This window comes from Streptomyces sp. NPDC001816, from assembly GCF_042892235.1.
GTDB lineage: Bacteria > Actinomycetota > Actinomycetes > Streptomycetales > Streptomycetaceae > Streptomyces.
This window is the reverse complement of sequence record NZ_JBIATY010000004.1, coordinates 24569-39268: the sequence shown is the minus strand read 5'-3', so window position 1 is coordinate 39268 and position 14700 is coordinate 24569. Positions and strand designations below refer to the sequence as shown.

12 protein-coding genes are annotated in these 14700 nt (G+C 70.5%); 6 read left to right on the top strand and 6 right to left on the bottom strand.

Annotation, left to right across the window (positions count from 1 at the left end):
* Window positions 1-32: 32 nt before the first annotated feature.
* A complete protein-coding gene (locus tag ACFYZZ_RS15695) occupies window positions 33-1376 on the bottom strand; it encodes a UDP-glucose dehydrogenase family protein (RefSeq protein ID WP_389175837.1) in 1344 nt (447 codons plus the stop codon).
* 180 nt (window positions 1377-1556) lie between these two features.
* On the opposite strand from ACFYZZ_RS15695, the gene ACFYZZ_RS15690 reads away from it, so the two are divergent.
* The 4 genes from ACFYZZ_RS15690 to ACFYZZ_RS15675 all read left to right on the top strand — a co-directional run bounded on the left by ACFYZZ_RS15690 (window position 1557) and on the right by ACFYZZ_RS15675 (window position 5002).
* The gene (locus ACFYZZ_RS15690; RefSeq protein WP_389175835.1) at window positions 1557-2714 is read left to right on the top strand and encodes an acyl-CoA dehydrogenase; all 1158 of its coding nucleotides are present in this window, start codon (window positions 1557-1559) and stop codon (window positions 2712-2714) included.
* A gap of 126 nt (window positions 2715-2840) precedes the next feature.
* Window positions 2841-3620, top strand: a complete 780-nt coding sequence (locus tag ACFYZZ_RS15685; protein ID WP_389175833.1) for an SDR family oxidoreductase — start codon at window positions 2841-2843, stop codon at window positions 3618-3620.
* 125 nt (window positions 3621-3745) lie between these two features.
* The gene (locus ACFYZZ_RS15680) at window positions 3746-4108 is read left to right on the top strand and encodes a four-helix bundle copper-binding protein (RefSeq protein ID WP_389175832.1); all 363 of its coding nucleotides are present in this window, start codon (window positions 3746-3748) and stop codon (window positions 4106-4108) included.
* 75 nt (window positions 4109-4183) lie between these two features.
* On the top strand, window positions 4184-5002 hold the full coding sequence (locus ACFYZZ_RS15675; RefSeq protein ID WP_389175830.1) for a class I SAM-dependent methyltransferase: 819 nt from the start codon (window positions 4184-4186) through the stop codon (window positions 5000-5002).
* On the opposite strand, the gene ACFYZZ_RS15670 is transcribed toward ACFYZZ_RS15675, so the two are convergent.
* Window positions 4999-6300: an LCP family protein gene (locus ACFYZZ_RS15670; RefSeq protein ID WP_389175828.1), complete on the bottom strand. Its 1302-nt coding sequence runs from the start codon at window positions 6298-6300 to the stop codon at window positions 4999-5001. The genes ACFYZZ_RS15675 and ACFYZZ_RS15670 overlap by 4 nt on opposite strands.
* 119 nt (window positions 6301-6419) lie before the next feature.
* On the opposite strand from ACFYZZ_RS15670, the gene ACFYZZ_RS15665 reads away from it, so the two are divergent.
* A complete protein-coding gene (locus tag ACFYZZ_RS15665) occupies window positions 6420-6968 on the top strand; it encodes an acyl-CoA thioesterase (RefSeq protein ID WP_386581469.1) in 549 nt (182 codons plus the stop codon).
* A gap of 33 nt (window positions 6969-7001) precedes the next feature.
* Here ACFYZZ_RS15665 and ACFYZZ_RS15660 read toward each other — a convergent pair whose 3' ends face one another.
* Window positions 7002-8384 (bottom strand): LCP family protein, encoded by a 1383-nt coding sequence (locus ACFYZZ_RS15660; protein WP_389175826.1) that lies wholly within the window; start codon window positions 8382-8384, stop codon window positions 7002-7004.
* Between the two features lie 248 nt (window positions 8385-8632).
* On the opposite strand from ACFYZZ_RS15660, the gene ACFYZZ_RS15655 reads away from it, so the two are divergent.
* A complete protein-coding gene (locus tag ACFYZZ_RS15655; protein ID WP_389175824.1) occupies window positions 8633-9661 on the top strand; it encodes a glycosyltransferase family 2 protein in 1029 nt (342 codons plus the stop codon).
* Window positions 9662-9728: 67 nt separating this feature from the next.
* Here the strand turns inward: ACFYZZ_RS15655 and ACFYZZ_RS15650 are convergent, their stop codons facing one another.
* From ACFYZZ_RS15650 to ACFYZZ_RS15640, 3 genes are all read right to left on the bottom strand, one after another.
* On the bottom strand, window positions 9729-11327 hold the full coding sequence (locus tag ACFYZZ_RS15650; RefSeq protein ID WP_389176859.1) for an LCP family protein: 1599 nt from the start codon (window positions 11325-11327) through the stop codon (window positions 9729-9731).
* Between the two features lie 128 nt (window positions 11328-11455).
* Window positions 11456-13210 carry an LCP family protein gene (locus ACFYZZ_RS15645; protein ID WP_389175822.1) on the bottom strand — a complete coding sequence of 585 codons (1755 nt, stop codon included), beginning with the start codon at window positions 13208-13210 and terminating at the stop codon, window positions 11456-11458.
* Window positions 13211-13442: 232 nt separating this feature from the next.
* A complete protein-coding gene (locus ACFYZZ_RS15640; RefSeq protein WP_389175820.1) occupies window positions 13443-14645 on the bottom strand; it encodes an LCP family protein in 1203 nt (400 codons plus the stop codon).
* Window positions 14646-14700: the final 55 nt, after the last annotated feature.

The window sequence follows — 14700 nt, the reverse complement described above, 5'->3', positions numbered from 1 at the left end:
CGGGGATGTTTTTGGGGGATGTTTTTGCAGGGTTACGCGGTCGGGCGGCCCATCGCCCGGTACGTCCACCCGGCCCGCCGCCACAGCTCCGCGTCCAGGGCGTTGCGCCCGTCCAGGATCAGCCGGGCCGCCGCGACGCTGCCCAGCGCCGCCGGGTCCAGCTCGCGGAACTCCCGCCACTCCGTCAGGTGCAGCACGACGTCGGCACCCCGGACCGCGTCGAGCGCCGAGTCGGCATAACCCAGGGTGGGGAAGACCCGGCGGGCGTTCTCCATGCCCTTCGGGTCGTACACGGTCACCTGGCCGCCCTGCAGATGGATCTGCCCGGCCACGTTCAGCGCGGGCGAGTCACGGACGTCGTCCGAGTCCGGCTTGAAGGTGGCGCCGAGCACCGCGACCCGCTTGCCCAGGAAGGGACCGCCGCCCAGCGCCTCCCGGGCCAGCTCCACCATCTGGCCGCGCTGGCGCATGTTGATGGAGTCGATCTCGCGCAGGAAGGTCAGCGCCTGGTCCGCGCCCAGCTCACCGGCGCGCGCCATGAACGCCCGGATGTCCTTCGGCAGACAGCCACCGCCGAACCCGATGCCGGCGCGCAGGAACTTCTTCCCGATCCGGTCGTCGTGGCCGATGGCCTCCGCCAGCTTCACCACGTCACCGCCCGCGGCCTCGCAGACCTCCGCCATCGCGTTGATGAAGGAGATCTTGGTGGCGAGGAAGGAGTTCGCCGAGGTCTTCACCAGCTCGGCGGTCGGGAAGTCGGTCACCACGAACGGCGTGCCCTCACCGACCGGCGTCGCGTACACCTCCCGCAGCAGCTTCTCGGCGCGCTCGCCGCGCACGCCCACCACGATCCGGTCCGGGTGCAGCGTGTCCTGCACGGCGAAGCCCTCGCGCAGGAACTCCGGGTTCCAGGCCAGCTCGGCGTCCGCACCGGCGGGCGCGTGCTCGGCAAGATAGGCGGCCAGCCGCTCGGCCGTGCCCACCGGCACGGTCGACTTGCCGACCACCAGGGCGGGCCCGTGCAGATGCGGGGCGAGGGAGGCGAAGGCGGCGTCGACGTACGACATGTCCGCCGCGTACTCCCCGTGCCGCTGAGGAGTGTTCACACAGACGAAGTGCACGTCACCGAAGGCCCCGACCTCGGCCCAGTCCTGGGTGAAGCGCAGCCGCCCGGTGGACCCCTCGAAGCCCGCGACGTGCCGGCGCAGCAGCTCCTCCAGCCCCGGCTCGTACATCGGGGTCTCGCCGCGCTCCAGCATCGCGATCTTCTCGGGCACGACATCGAGCCCCAGCACCTCGAAACCGAGTTCGGCCATGGCCGCGGCATGCGTGGCGCCCAGATAGCCGGTGCCGATCACGGTGATCTTCAGGCTCATGGATGTGCTCCAGATCGGGTACGTCGGTGATGCGGCCCCGAGCATAGTCGGGGCGTCCACCGGGCAATTTCCCCGCTGTCGCCCATCTCACGTAGGCGTCCTTCGGGCGGCCCTCTAAAATTTGAGTTACTTAACGGTAATTAGCGTCAGTATCACTGCGTCTTTGGAGCGTGAGAGACCGTGGCCGGATCGGCTGACTTCGACCTGTACCGCCCGTCCGAGGAGCACGACATGCTCCGCGACGCCGTCCGTTCGCTGGTCGAGGCGAAGATCGCGCCGTTCGCCGCCGCGGTCGACGAGGAGGCCCGCTTCCCGCAAGAGGCCCTCGACGCCCTGGTCGCAAACGACCTGCACGCCGTGCACGTACCCGAGGAGTTCGGCGGCGCCGGCGCCGACGCGCTCGCCACGGTCATCGTGATCGAGGAGGTGGCCCGCGCCTGCGTGTCCTCCTCCCTCATCCCGGCCGTGAACAAACTGGGCTCGCTCCCGGTGATCCTGTCCGGCTCCCAGGACCTGAAGAAGAAGTACCTCACCCCGCTCGCCAAGGGCGACGCGATGTTCTCGTACTGCCTCTCCGAGCCGGAGGCGGGCTCGGACGCCGGCGGCATGACGACCAAGGCCGTCCGCGACGGCGACCACTACGTCCTCAACGGCGTGAAGCGCTGGATCACCAACGCGGGCGTCTCCGAGTACTACACGGTCATGGCCGTGACCGACCCGACCAAGCGCACCAAGGGCATTTCCGCCTTCGTCGTCGAGAAGTCGGACGAGGGCGTCTCCTTCGGCGCCCCGGAGAAGAAGCTCGGCATCAAGGGCTCCCCGACCCGCGAGGTCTACCTCGACAACGTCCGCATCCCCGCCGACCGCATCATCGGCGAGGAGGGCACCGGCTTCGCCACCGCCATGAAGACCCTGGACCACACCCGCATCACCATCGCGGCCCAGGCCCTCGGTGTCGCCCAGGGCGCCCTCGACTACGCCAAGGGCTACGTCCAGGAGCGCAAGCAGTTCGGCAAGCCGATCGCCGACTTCCAGGGCATCCAGTTCATGCTCGCCGACATGGCCATGAAGGTCGCCGCCGCCCGCGCCCTCACCTACCAGGCCGCGGCCGCCTCCGAGCGCGGCGACAAGGACCTCACCTTCCAGGGCGCGGCCGCCAAGTGCTTCGCCTCGGACGTGGCCATGGAGGTCACCACGGACGCCGTCCAGCTGCTCGGCGGCTACGGCTACACCCGCGACTACCCGGTGGAGCGCATGATGCGTGACGCCAAGATCACCCAGATCTACGAGGGAACGAACCAGGTCCAGCGGATCGTCATGGCCCGCAACCTGCCGTAAGGCACGCTCTCCTCGCTTCCCGGTAGCCCCCGTCCGCCCTCGGACGGGGGCTACCGGCGTATCGGCGTAGCGTGGACAGCGGGGGGCGTTCCCGGTCCGATCCCGGTCACGGAAGGCACCGTCACCATGCCCACCAGCGAATCCCTCGACGGCCGGCGCGCGCTCGTCACCGGCGGCACCAAGGGCACCGGAGCCGCCGTCGCCGAACGCCTGCGCCGGGCCGGCGCGAGCGTGCTCGTCACCGCCCGCCGCCGCCCGGACGAGGTCGAGGAGAAGACGTTCATCGCGGCGGACCTCTCCACCGTCGAGGGCGCCGCCGAGGTCGTCTCCGAGGTGAACGCCCGCCTGGGCGGCGTCGACATCCTCGTCCACGCCCTGGGCGGATCCGAGGCCCCGGCCGGCGGCTTCGTGGTCCTCGGCGAGGACGACTGGGCCCGCGAGCTGACCGTCAACCTGCTGGCCGCCGTACGCCTGGACCGCGGCCTGCTGCCCGGCATGATCGAGGCCGGCCGGGGCGTGATCGTGCACGTCACCTCCATCCAGCGCCGGATGCCGCTGTGGAACGGCACTCTCGCCTACGCCGCCGCCAAGGCCGCGCTGACCACCTACAGCAAGGGCCTGGCCAACGAGGTTGCCCGGCACGGCATACGGGTCACCGCGGTCTCGCCCGGCTTCATCCGGACCAGCGCGGCGGACCAGTTGGTGACCCGGATCGCCGAGGAGGCGGGCGTCACCCGTGAGGTGGCTCTGGACCGGCTCATGGACTCCCTCGGCGGCATCCCGCTCGGTCGCCCCAACCGCCCCGAGGAGGTCGCCGACCTGATCGCCTTCCTGGTCTCCGACCGCGCGGCGGCCATCCTCGGCGCCGAGTACGTCATCGACGGCGGCACGACCCCCAGCGTCTGAAGTCGCCCTGTGGGCCGAACGGGTGCGAAGCGGGACAGGCGTCAAATGGCAGAGCGGGGCACTCGGGCGTAGGACGGAAGCACACGGGGCCCGCCCGGGACCCCTCTCCCTCCCCAGGAGGAGCCATGACCCAGCCCGGAACCATGCCTGCCATGACCAAGGAGATGCAGGACTGCGTCGAGGCCTGCATGTCGTGCCACAACGTCTGCGAGGAGACCATGAGCTCCTGCATGCAGATGGGCGGCCAGGCCCAGATGCAGATCATGCGCGCGCTCATGGACTGCTCCGAGATGACCCGCATGTGCGCCGACATGATGATGCGCCGCTCGCCGATGTCGGCCGAGATGTGCGCGATGTGCGCCAGGGCCTGTGACATGTGCGCCGAGGCGTGTATGTCCATGCCCGACGACAAGCAGATGATGCGCTGTGCCGAGGCGTGTCGCCGCTGCGCGGAGATGTGCCGCGCGATGGCGGGCGCACGGATGTGACCCGCTGTTGCCCATGAGGGCGTTCAAGGGCACCCCCGTGGGTGCCCTTGATCCTTTGTGCGGCACGCTGGGGCCATGACCGAGACGGATGCGACGGCGGCCTTCGACGCCGCCGAGCGGGTGATGTGGGCGGGGCGGACCGAGGCGTACGCCGGGAGCTTCGGCCGGCTGTGCGCGTACCCGGTGCCCGCGCTGCTGGACGCGGCCCGGGTCGGCGCGGGGACGCGGGTCCTCGACGTCGGGACCGGGACCGGCACGGCCGCCCTGGCGGCGGAGGAGCGGGGCGCGCTGGTGCGGGCCGTGGACGCCGACGCCGGCATGGTCGCCGAGGCGCGGCGGCGCGGGGTGGCCGCGGAGGTCGCGGCCCTTCCCGAACTGCCCTTCCCGGACGGGGAGTTCGACGCCGTGGTCGGCAACTTCGTGCTCAACCATGTGGGCCGGCCGCGGACCGCGCTCGCCGAGCTGCGGCGGGTGCTGCGGCCCGGCGGAAGGATCGCCCTGACGCTGTGGGGCGCCCGGCGCGGGGCCGGGCAGGAGCTGCTCGGGCAGGCCTGCGCGGCCGGCGGTGCCGTACCGCCGTCGTACCTGCCGCGCCTGGACCCGGACGAGGACTTCACGCGCACGCCTCAGGGCCTGGCGGAGCTGCTCACGCAGGCCGGGTTCGGCGGTGCCGAGGCGGCGGAGCTGGCCTGGGATCACCGGGCCGGAGTCGAGGAGTGGTGGGGCGGCGCGGCCGGCGGGGTCGCCACCGTCGGGCTGGTCGTGACCTCGCAGGACGCGGAGACGGTCGCCCGGATCCGGCGGGAGTACGAGCGCCTGAGCGCCGCATACGCGGACGGGGAAGGGCACCTCGCCCTTCCCCATGTCTCGCTGCTGGCCTCCGCGATGGCCTAGTTGCCGGTGACGGTGACCTTCTCGTCGTTCTTCAACTGGCTCACCAGCGTCTTCACCTTCGCCTTGTCCCAGACGAGGTTGCCGCCGGTGGACCCGGAGATCGGCATGTTCATCGAGGTGCCGTCACCGCCGCTGACGCCCTTCATCGCCCAGAACATGGACGCCAGGTCCCACAGGCCCATGTCCTTGTCGACGATCAGGGAGTCCAGGCCCGCGCCCATGGTCGGGTAGAGCTTGAAGGGGTTCAGGACCGTCGAGGGGGTGGCGACCTGGTGGGCCAGCGCGGCCAGGAACTTCTGCTGGTTCTTGGTGCGCTGCAGGTCGCTGGTGGCGAAGGCGTGCCGGGTGCGGACGAAGGCGAGGGCCTGCTGGCCGTTGAGGGTCTGCTTGCCCGCCTTGAAGTCGGCGCCGGACCACTTGTCCTTGAAGCCCTTGTCGATGTCGATGTCGACACCGCCGACCGCGTCCACGATGTTCGCGAAGCCCTGGAAGCCGATCTCCACGTAGTGGTCGATGTGCAGGCCGGTGTTGTACTCGATCGTGCGCACGAGGAGGGTCGGGCCGTCCTCGGCGTAGGCCGCGTTCAGCTTCTCGTGCCGGCCCTTGGCCGGGTAGATCTTCCCGGACGTCGACCCCTTGTACGAGGGGACCTCCACGTCCGAGTCACGCGGCAGCGAGATCAGTGTGTCGCCGTTGTCGCCGACGTGCAGGATCATCATCGAGTCGGTGCGCTTGCCCTGGGCGCCACCGGTGTGCAGCTTCTTCTCGTCCGCCTTGGACATGCCCTCGCGGCTGTCCGAGCCGACGATCAGGTAGTTCGTGCCCGAGCCGGTCTCCGGCCGGTCGATGACCGTCGACAGGTCGACCTCGCGGCGCAGCTTGGAGTCGGCCCAGAAGTACGTCGCCACCGACGTGACAATCAGCACACCGGCGACGGTGATCGCGGTCCACTTGATGCGACGGCGCCAGTTCGGCCGCGGCCGGTACTGCCCGACGTCCGGGTCCACGTCGTTGTCGTTGGGCACGAAGCCGCCGCCGCGGCCGCCGCCGTAGACCTGGCCGGTGTTGTAGCCGCTGTCGTAGTCGTCGTAGCCGGCGCCGTCGTCGTATCCCTGGCCGTCGACGTACGACGGCTGCTGCGGGACACCGCCGCCGTACCCGCGCTGCCCGGGCGGTCCCGCCGGGCCGCGCTGCACCTGGCGCATCACACGGGCGCCTTCCGGCTGCGCGCCGCCGCTGCCGCGTCCGTAGCGCGGGCCGCGATTGTCGTCGGACCATCCCTGGGGCCAGTCATTCATGCGCCCCAGTGTGCAGGGCGCGGGTGTGTGCCTTACAAGGGGTGTCGGAAAATCAGAGCGGCGCTGTTGCGAAGCCGTCACAAATTCCGTGAATGTCGCTTCGGCATAAGGTGGGGGCCATGACAGACCAGGCCTCGGACGCGGATCCGGACATCCCGGGCAAGCCCATATCCGCTTCCCGCACCACCCTCAGCCACATCATGACCCACAACGACACCAACCTCCTGGGGACGGTGCACGGCGGGGTGATCATGAAACTGGTCGACGACGCGGCGGGCGCGGTGGCCGGCCGGCACTCCGGCGGTCCCGCCGTCACCGCGTCGATGGACGAGATGGCCTTCCTTGAGCCGGTCCGCGTGGGCGACCTGGTCCATGTGAAGGCCCAGGTCAACTGGACCGGCCGGACCTCGATGGAGGTCGGCGTGCGGGTCCTGGCCGAGCGCTGGAACGAGTCGACCCCGCCGACCCAGGTCGGCTCGGCCTATCTGGTCTTCGCGGCCGTGGACGCCGACGGCAAGCCGCGCCGGGTGCCCCCGGTGATCGCGGAGACCGACCGCGACCGCCGCCGCAACCAGGAGGCCCAGATCCGCCGCACCCACCGCCTGGCCCGCCGACGCGCGATCCGCGAGCTGCGCGAGAAGCGCGCGGCGGAGGGCTTCGAGGACTGAAGCCTCTTCAGAGGACTGAGCCTCTTCAGAGGGCTAAGCCTTCTCAGAAGCCGGGCAGACCACCTCGTTGCCGCGCAGCGCGCTCTGCTCCGGCTTGGCCGGGTCCTCGACCTTCACCTGGTGCACGGCCTTGAAGTCGGAGCCGCCGGTCACCTTCAGCGTCTTGCCCATGCCCGGTACCGCGCGCAGTGCGCTGCCGGGCAGGGCCGCGGCCAGGGTGCGGGCGGAGCGGTCCCAGCGGGGGTCGTAGGAGATCACCGTGCGCCTGACGTCGTGCACGGCCGCGGTGGTCGGCTGGTGGGTGGTGACGAAGCCGGCCGCCGCGAGCCCCGCGTCGATCCGCTTGGCGAGCCCGGCCGTACCGGTGCCGTTCTCCACCTGGACCCGGACCTCCCGCGGCTCGACCTCGACGGGCGCGGGCCGAGGCCCGCGGTGCGGGTGGTCCACGGTGAGCGGCTTGTCGTCGCGCAGGGCCTGGAAGAGCTTGCCGGACGCCGCCGGGTCCCACTTCAGGGTCGAGCCGAGGCCCTTCACCGGGAAGTTCATCTGCCCGATGGGCACCGTGGAGAACTCGGAGGAGGACGGGGAGAAGTTCCGCATCGCCCGGCCGAGGTCGAGCAGCTCGTCGGTGCCGAAGCCCGAGTCGGCCCGCACCGAGCCGAGCACCGCCCGGGTCACGTCCCGGAACCGCATCGGGTTCAGCAGCACCCCGGAGGAGGTGGCCCGCTCGATCAGCGCGGCCAGGAACCGCTGCTGCCGGTTCATCCGGCCCAGGTCGCTCGCCCCGTCCACGTGCCGGGCGCGTACGTACTGCAGCGCCTGCCCGCCGCCCAGGGTGTACGTGCCGGGCGCGAGGTCGAGTCCGGTGTACGCGTCCTTCAGGCGCGTCGTCGTGCAGATCCGGACGCCGCCGAGTACGTCCACGGTCTTCATGAAGCTGGCGAAGTCGATCTCCAGATAGTGGTCGATCTTCAGATGGGTCATGTTCTCGACCGTGGCGATGGTCAGCTGGGGGCCGCCCTCGGCGTAGGCCGCGTTCAGCTTGACGGGGTGCGGGGCGTGCCGCCGGCCGGTGCCCGGGTCGACGCGCTCGGGCACCTCGGCGTAGGAGTCGCGCGGCAGGCTCACCACGCTCGCCCGTTCCCGGTCCTCCGAGATGTGCACGATCATCATCGTGTCGGTGCAGTGGCAGGGCTGCCCGCCCAGCCGGTACGCGCGCCGCTGCGACTCGCTGACCTTGTCGCGGCCGTCGGTGCCGACCAGCAGGACGTTCATGCCGTGCCCCGCGCGGGGCCGGTTCTTCATGTCCTTGAAGGCGTCGACCCGGGTGATGCCGGCGTCCAGGCTGGTGACGACGGCGTGACCGATCCCGGCGGAGGCGAGCACGACCACGGACAGCGTGGTCACCGCCCGCATGGCCCAGCGCGGCCGCCTGGGGCGCGGGGGCCGCACGACCCGCCCAGGCTGCCGTGGCACCCGGCGGGGCGGTTGCGGTCGGCGCTGCGGCCGGGCGGGGGACCTGGGCGGGCTGGGCAACGGACACCTCCGGACTGCGGCCGTATGCGGGATTTGTGAGCACCGTAGGCCGATACGATCTCCAGCCCGCCCGCACGCGCCCGGCGGCGCGCACCGGTGTCCCCCGTTCGCGGTAACGTGAGCCCCCTATGAACGCCAAGCCCGACGTGCGACACCCCGCCGTTTCTGTGATCATGCCCGTCCTCAACGAGGAGCGGCATCTGCGCGGGGCCGTCCAAGCGATCCTCGCGCAGGAGTACGCCGGCGAGATGGAGGTCGTGATCGCCCTCGGTCCGTCCACGGACCGCACGGACGAGATCGCCGCCGAGCTGGTCGCGGAAGACCCCCGTGTGCACACCGTCCCGAACCCCACCGGCCGCACCCCCGCCGCGCTGAACGCGGCGATCAAGGCCTCCCGGCACCCGATCGTGGTCCGCGTCGACGGCCACGGCATGCTCTCGCCGAACTACATCGCGACCGCCGTGCGGCTCCTGGAGGAGACCGGCGCGCAGAACGTCGGCGGCATCATGCACGCCGAGGGCGAGAACGACTGGGAGCACGCGGTCGCCGCCGCCATGACCTCGAAGGTCGGTGTCGGCAACGCGGCCTTCCACACCGGTGGCCAGGCGGCCCCCGCCGAGACGGTCTACCTCGGTGTCTTCCGCCGCGAGGCGCTGGAGCAACAGGGCGGCTACAACGAGGAGTTCATCCGCGCCCAGGACTGGGAGCTGAACTTCCGCATCCGCGAGGCGGGCGGCCTGATCTGGTTCTCGCCGGAGCTGAAGGTGTCGTACCGGCCGCGGCCGAGCGTGAAGGCGCTCGCCAAGCAGTACAAGGACTACGGCCGCTGGCGCCATGTCGTCGCCCGCTACCACGAGGGCTCCATCAACCTGCGCTACCTCGCCCCGCCGACCGCGGTGTGCGCCATAGCGGCGGGTCTCGTGGTGGGCGCCGCTCTGACGCCGTGGGGTCTGGTGATCCCCGGCGGCTATCTGGCGGCGATCGTGGCGGGTTCGGTCCCGGCGGGCAAGGGGCTGCCGGTCAAGGCCCGGCTGCAGATTCCGGTGGCCCTCGCGACCATGCACATGTCGTGGGGCTGGGGCTTTCTGACCAGCCCCAGGTCCCTGGCGAAGCGAGTGATCGCCTCGCGGCGGCCGGCGGTGCTCGAACCCCGCTGAGAACCCCGCTGAGCACAGGAACGAAGAGGGCCCCTCCGCACGTCGCGGAGGGGCCCTCGTGTGTCGTTCACCACTGGTAGGGCTTGTACACGTCCATGCACTGGGAGGTGTCCGAGCCGTTGATGGCGTCGGAGTTGCCGGGCAGGTCGCCGGCCTTCGGGGCGGACTTCTTGGGGTAGGCGTCGCCCGTGCGCCAGTCAGCGCCCACGACGAGGGTGACCCCCGACACGTCGGTCGACTGCTTCACCTGGCTCATCGGGATGCCCAGCGCCTTGGCGACGGCCTGTGCGTCCCCCTCCAGATCGGCGCTCGGATAGCGCACGACGGTCCGGTCCGCGGACAGCGTCGCCGAAGTGTCGGCCGTGGCCCTGCCGTACCCCTTCCGCACGAGCGCCTGGCTGATCGTCCCGGCCCGGCCGCCGACCGCGGCCTCGGTGGAGGACTGCGTGGCGTTCTGCACCAGCACCCCGAGCCGGGCCGCGTCGACCGAAGGGGTCTTCGTCGGCTGCGACTTGCTCGCCGCCTTCTTCGCCCCCGACGGCTTGCCGTTCTTGTCGAAGGGCACGTCGTCGCGGAGCATCTGCCACAGCTTGTCGGCGCCGGCCTTCTCCGGTACGACGTGCTCGCTGTTCTGCGCGTCCTCGACGTTGGGCATCGTCACCGACGTGATGCGGTCCGACGGCACCGACTTCAGCTCCATGCCCAGGTCGTAGAGCTTCTTGACGGTGCCGATCTCCTCGGACACCTTCAGGGACTTGGTGGCCGCCTCGGCCAGGTCCATCAGCCGGCCGGTGTCGGTGAACACGTTCTGGTGCTGCAGCGTGCGGATCATCGAGTTGAGGTACATGTGCTGGGCGCGGGCCCGCATCACGTCACTGCCCCAGGCGTGCCGCGTGCGCAGCCACTGCAGGGCCTGCACGCCCTCGACCTTCTTCCGCCCGGCCTTCATCTTCAGCCCGGAGCCGCCGCGTTGGGCGGGCGTCGAGTGGTCCCACACGTTCTGCCGTACGCACACCTCGACGCCGCCGATGGCGTCGGCCATCTTCACCACGCCCGCGAAGTCGATCGTCATCCAGTGATCGATGTAGACACCGGTGAGGTTCTCCCAGGTGGCCAGCGTGCAGCCGGCCCCGCCCCGGGCCAGGGTGGTGTTGATGATGGCGTTGGTGGCCGGGTAGACCTTGCCGGTGTCGGGGTCCGTGCACTTGGGGATGTCGACCCGGGTGTCCCGGGGAATGCTCACCATGGCGGCGCTCTTGCGGTCCGCGGAGAGGTGGATGAGCATCTGCACGTCGGCGAGCGGTGGGCTGCCGCGGTCGTACTTGGCGCCGCCGAGCTTCACGTTCTCGTCGGAGTTACGGCTGTCGGAGCCGATCAGCAGGATGTTCAGCGGGGTCTGGCCGGCCGCGTTCGGCCGGGTCCGCTGTGCCTTGGAGTCGTCGCCGTTGCTGCGGCGGCCCTTCTGGATGTTGCCGTTCAGGTGCTCGTAGTACAGGTATCCGGCGCCGGCCGTGCCGAGTATCACCACCGCCAGCACGGTCGCCAACCAGCGCAGCGCGCGCCGCTTTGGCCCCCGCCGCCCGGTCTTCGGGCCGCCGCCGCGACGCCCGCCGCCGTGCCGTCCGGACCTCTCGGGCGCCTTGGCGGCCTGCGGCGTGAGCGCCATCGTGTCCTCGACCGCAGGAGGCTCCCCGCGCACATCGCTCTGCGACAACTCCCTGCCCTCCCCACCCTGCGCCATGAAACGGGTCCGTCCCGCGCCGAGTTAGACGCACGACGGACCCGATGGGTTACCTACGAGGCGCACTGAACCTTGTCCGCCGTGGACTTGTCGACCGACGGAGCCTTCGTCGGAGCGGTGAGGCGGACGCCCGCACCCTTGAAGTCCTTGCCCAGGGTGAGCGTCATCGCGGGCAGCCCCTGGGAGTTGGTCACGCTCTTGCCCGGCTTCAGCGCGCTTCCGGACAGCCCCATCAGGGCTGCCAGTTCACGCGCCTGGGGCGCCTGGTCGGGCGCGTACTCGAGCGTGGTCCTGCCCAGTTCCGCGGGCGCGTTGCCCGCGTTCTCCGACTTGAGCACGCCTTCCTGGGTCTGCAGCCACTGCAGGGTCTCCTGCGCGCTGCCGGCCTCGGCGCCGCCGTTGAGGACCCGCACCCGCACCTCGGAGGGCTGGGACTTGCTGCCCTTGAGGCGGGCGGCCGCCGCGTCCTTGGCCGCCTTCTGCTTCTTCTTCACCTCGGTGAAGGAGACGTCGTTCCTGATGGCGTCGAAGACCTCGGGCGCCCTCGTCCTGTCGACGACGACCGTCGCGTGGACCTTCTCGGCCGGGTTGTCGACCACCGGCACCGTCATGAACGAGATGTTCTTCGGCGGCACCTTCTTCAGCTCCAGCGCCACGTCCTTGAGCGTGCTCACCTTGCCGATGCCCTTGTCGACGGTCAGCGCCTTGGTGGCCGCCTCCGCCAGCTTCACCAGCTTGGTCGGGCTGGTGAGGGTGTCGCTGGAGGACATCTTGCGCATCAGCGAGCCCATGAACTGCTGCTGCACCTTGATGCGGTCCAGGTCGCCCTGGTTGCCCCAGCTGTGCCGGGTGCGGACGAACGCCAGCGCCTGCTCGCCCGCGATCTTGGACGGGCCGGCGGGCAGGTCCAGATGGGACTGCTTGTCCTTCACGGCGTGCTTGAGGCACACGTCGACGCCGCCGACCGCAGTGGTCAGCGTCTTCACGGCGTTGAAGTCGACCATCATGAAGTGGTCGGGCTCGATGCCGGTGACCGCCTTCACCGTGCGCATCGTGCAGCCCGGGTCCCGGCCCTCCTGGCCCAGGCTGGTGTTGAAGCGCACCCCGTCGGTACCGGGAATGACCTTCTTGGTGTCGTCGGCCTGCGTGGTCTCGCAGTCCGGCACGTCCACGATCAGGTCGCGCGGAATGCTCAGCGCGGTCGCGTTCGTCCGGTCCTTGGCGACGTGCAGCAGGATGTTGGTGTCCGCGTGCCCGACACTGCCGGAGTCGCCGTAGCCCTCGTTGCCCTTGCCGGTCCGCTTGTCGGTGCCGATGATCAGGATGTTGAAGGCGTCGTCCTTGCTGAAGCTGTTCTTGGCCGCGTCGCCGACGTCCGTGGTGGTGACGTTGCCTTCCAGGTGCTTCAGGTAGAGGTAGCCGGCCGTGCCGACGGCGACCAGGACGAACGCCGTGCCGCCGGCGGTCCACGCCAGCACCTTCTTGGCCTTCGACTTCTTCTTCACCGGCCGCCGGCCGCGCCGCGTCGGCGGCGGCTCGGGCTCGGCGCCCCGGCGCCGGCCCGACCGGGGACCCGGCACCTCGGCGCCGCGCACCTCCCGCATCTCGCGCGTCTGACCCCCCGCCGCGTCGCCGCGGCCGCGCCGGGCACCGCCGGAATCAGGGGAGTTCGGTCTCCGCGGACCGGGAACCGACGACTGCGGTGCGGAAGCGCTCAGTCGCAGTTCGTATTCGCCGGTGTTCGGATTGAGTACCCACTGGTCTGCGGGGTCGATGTTCTCCGCCCGCCCACGGCCTTGCGCGTCCACGGTTGTTCGAATCCTCCGTCGGGGCCACGCGGCGCCTTCCCCCTCAAAGGCGCTCGGGTCTCGGTGAATCAGTGCGCGACCCCAGGACGGACCTCGTGGCCGGGTGCACCGGATCGCTCACACTATCCGCCCAGTTCAGCGTCAAGCGACGCCGGTGACAAATTCCACCTTCCTACAACTGGGCAATCCCCCTCATATTTCTGAACTGAAGTTCGTCGTCTTGGTGCGCGCCTCACTCGCAGGTGTGCTCGGCCGCTGTGTTCCCACGGAACGTCGGAGCGGCGGAGGGGTCGTTCCCCGGACTCGCCCCGGGGGTCTGCGTGAGAACTTCCTGAGAATCCGACCGCGTCACCGCCACCGGCTCGTCCGCCCGCAGCCGCGCGAACAGCCTCTCGGCCTCCGGCTCCACGAGTTGGTCACGATTGGCGTCGTAGACGTACGACTCGCGCGGAACCGTCAGGAACTGCACATGTTCCGCGGGGATGTCCCGCAGCCCGCGGACCAACTGGTACAAACCGCGCAGACTTGCCAGTTCCGGATCCGTGGTGAGCGAGGAAGTGGCCGCGTCCAGCACCGGATACAGCTTCACGGGGTTCAGCAGGACGTCGTTGCTCTGCACCTTGTTGACGAGCGCGCCCAGGAACCGCTGCTGCCGCTCCATCCGTTCGGTGTCGCTGCCGTCGCCGATCGACTTGCGGGCCCGCACGTACCCGAGCGCCTGCTCCCCGTCGAGGGTCACCCGGCCCGCGGGGAGCTTCAGCTTGGCCGCCTTGTCGTCGATGGGCTCCTTCAGGCACACCTGGACCCCGTCGACGGCGTCGACCATCTCCTTGAACCCGCTGAAGTCGACCACCATGTGATGGTCGACCCGAATGTCCGTCAGCTTCTCGACGGTACGGATGGTGCACGCCGAACCGCCCACCTGGAAGGCGTCGTTGAACATCGCGAACACCGGATCGCTGCGGCTGCCGTCCGCCCGCCGGCAGCCGGGGATGTCCACCATCAGGTCCCGGGGCAGCGAGACGGCGGTGGCGCTGCGCCGGTCGGAGGCCAGATGCAGCAGGATCGTGGTGTCGGACCGCTCGCTGCCCAGGTCCCGCCCGTACTGCCCGTTCCCGTCCCCGGCCCGGGTGTCCGACCCGATCAGCAGGATGTTCTGCGCGCCCCGCACCAGCGCGGTGGGCCGCTCCCGCTCGTACCGGGCGAGTTCCGCCGCGGCCGCGTCATCCGGGGTGATGTTGGCGCTGAGCTTGGCGTACACGGCCCACCCCGCCCCGGCCGCCGCCACGACGACCACGCCCACCGCCAGCGCCGCCCCTGAGACCCACCGCCGCCGGCGCCGCCGCAGGAGCCCGTCCCCGGCGGCCGAGGCCCCGAGCCCCCGACGAACGCTGTCGTTCACGGTGCGGGTCCCCTCATGGCGTGCGAGCGTCATGCCTCTGCTCTTACGACGATGGCGGGGGAGCGGGGCGGGAGCCGCCCTTTGCTAC

What these genes read in the sequence shown, in the direction of transcription:
- ACFYZZ_RS15655 (WP_389175824.1), top strand. Translation starts at nt 8,633, where the DNA reads ATGAACGCCAAGCCCGACGTGCGACACCCCGCCGTTTCTGTGATCATG.
- ACFYZZ_RS15675 (WP_389175830.1), top strand. Translation starts at nt 4,184, where the DNA reads ATGACCGAGACGGATGCGACGGCGGCCTTCGACGCCGCCGAGCGGGTG.
- ACFYZZ_RS15665 (WP_386581469.1), top strand. Translation starts at nt 6,420, where the DNA reads ATGACAGACCAGGCCTCGGACGCGGATCCGGACATCCCGGGCAAGCCC.
- ACFYZZ_RS15670 (WP_389175828.1), bottom strand. Translation starts at nt 6,300, where the DNA reads ATGAATGACTGGCCCCAGGGATGGTCCGACGACAATCGCGGCCCGCGC.
- ACFYZZ_RS15685 (WP_389175833.1), top strand. Translation starts at nt 2,841, where the DNA reads ATGCCCACCAGCGAATCCCTCGACGGCCGGCGCGCGCTCGTCACCGGC.
- ACFYZZ_RS15695 (WP_389175837.1), bottom strand. Translation starts at nt 1,376, where the DNA reads ATGAGCCTGAAGATCACCGTGATCGGCACCGGCTATCTGGGCGCCACG.
- ACFYZZ_RS15680 (WP_389175832.1), top strand. Translation starts at nt 3,746, where the DNA reads ATGACCCAGCCCGGAACCATGCCTGCCATGACCAAGGAGATGCAGGAC.
- ACFYZZ_RS15650 (WP_389176859.1), bottom strand. Translation starts at nt 11,327, where the DNA reads ATGGCGCTCACGCCGCAGGCCGCCAAGGCGCCCGAGAGGTCCGGACGG.
- ACFYZZ_RS15640 (WP_389175820.1), bottom strand. Translation starts at nt 14,645, where the DNA reads ATGACGCTCGCACGCCATGAGGGGACCCGCACCGTGAACGACAGCGTT.
- ACFYZZ_RS15660 (WP_389175826.1), bottom strand. Translation starts at nt 8,384, where the DNA reads ATGCGGGCGGTGACCACGCTGTCCGTGGTCGTGCTCGCCTCCGCCGGG.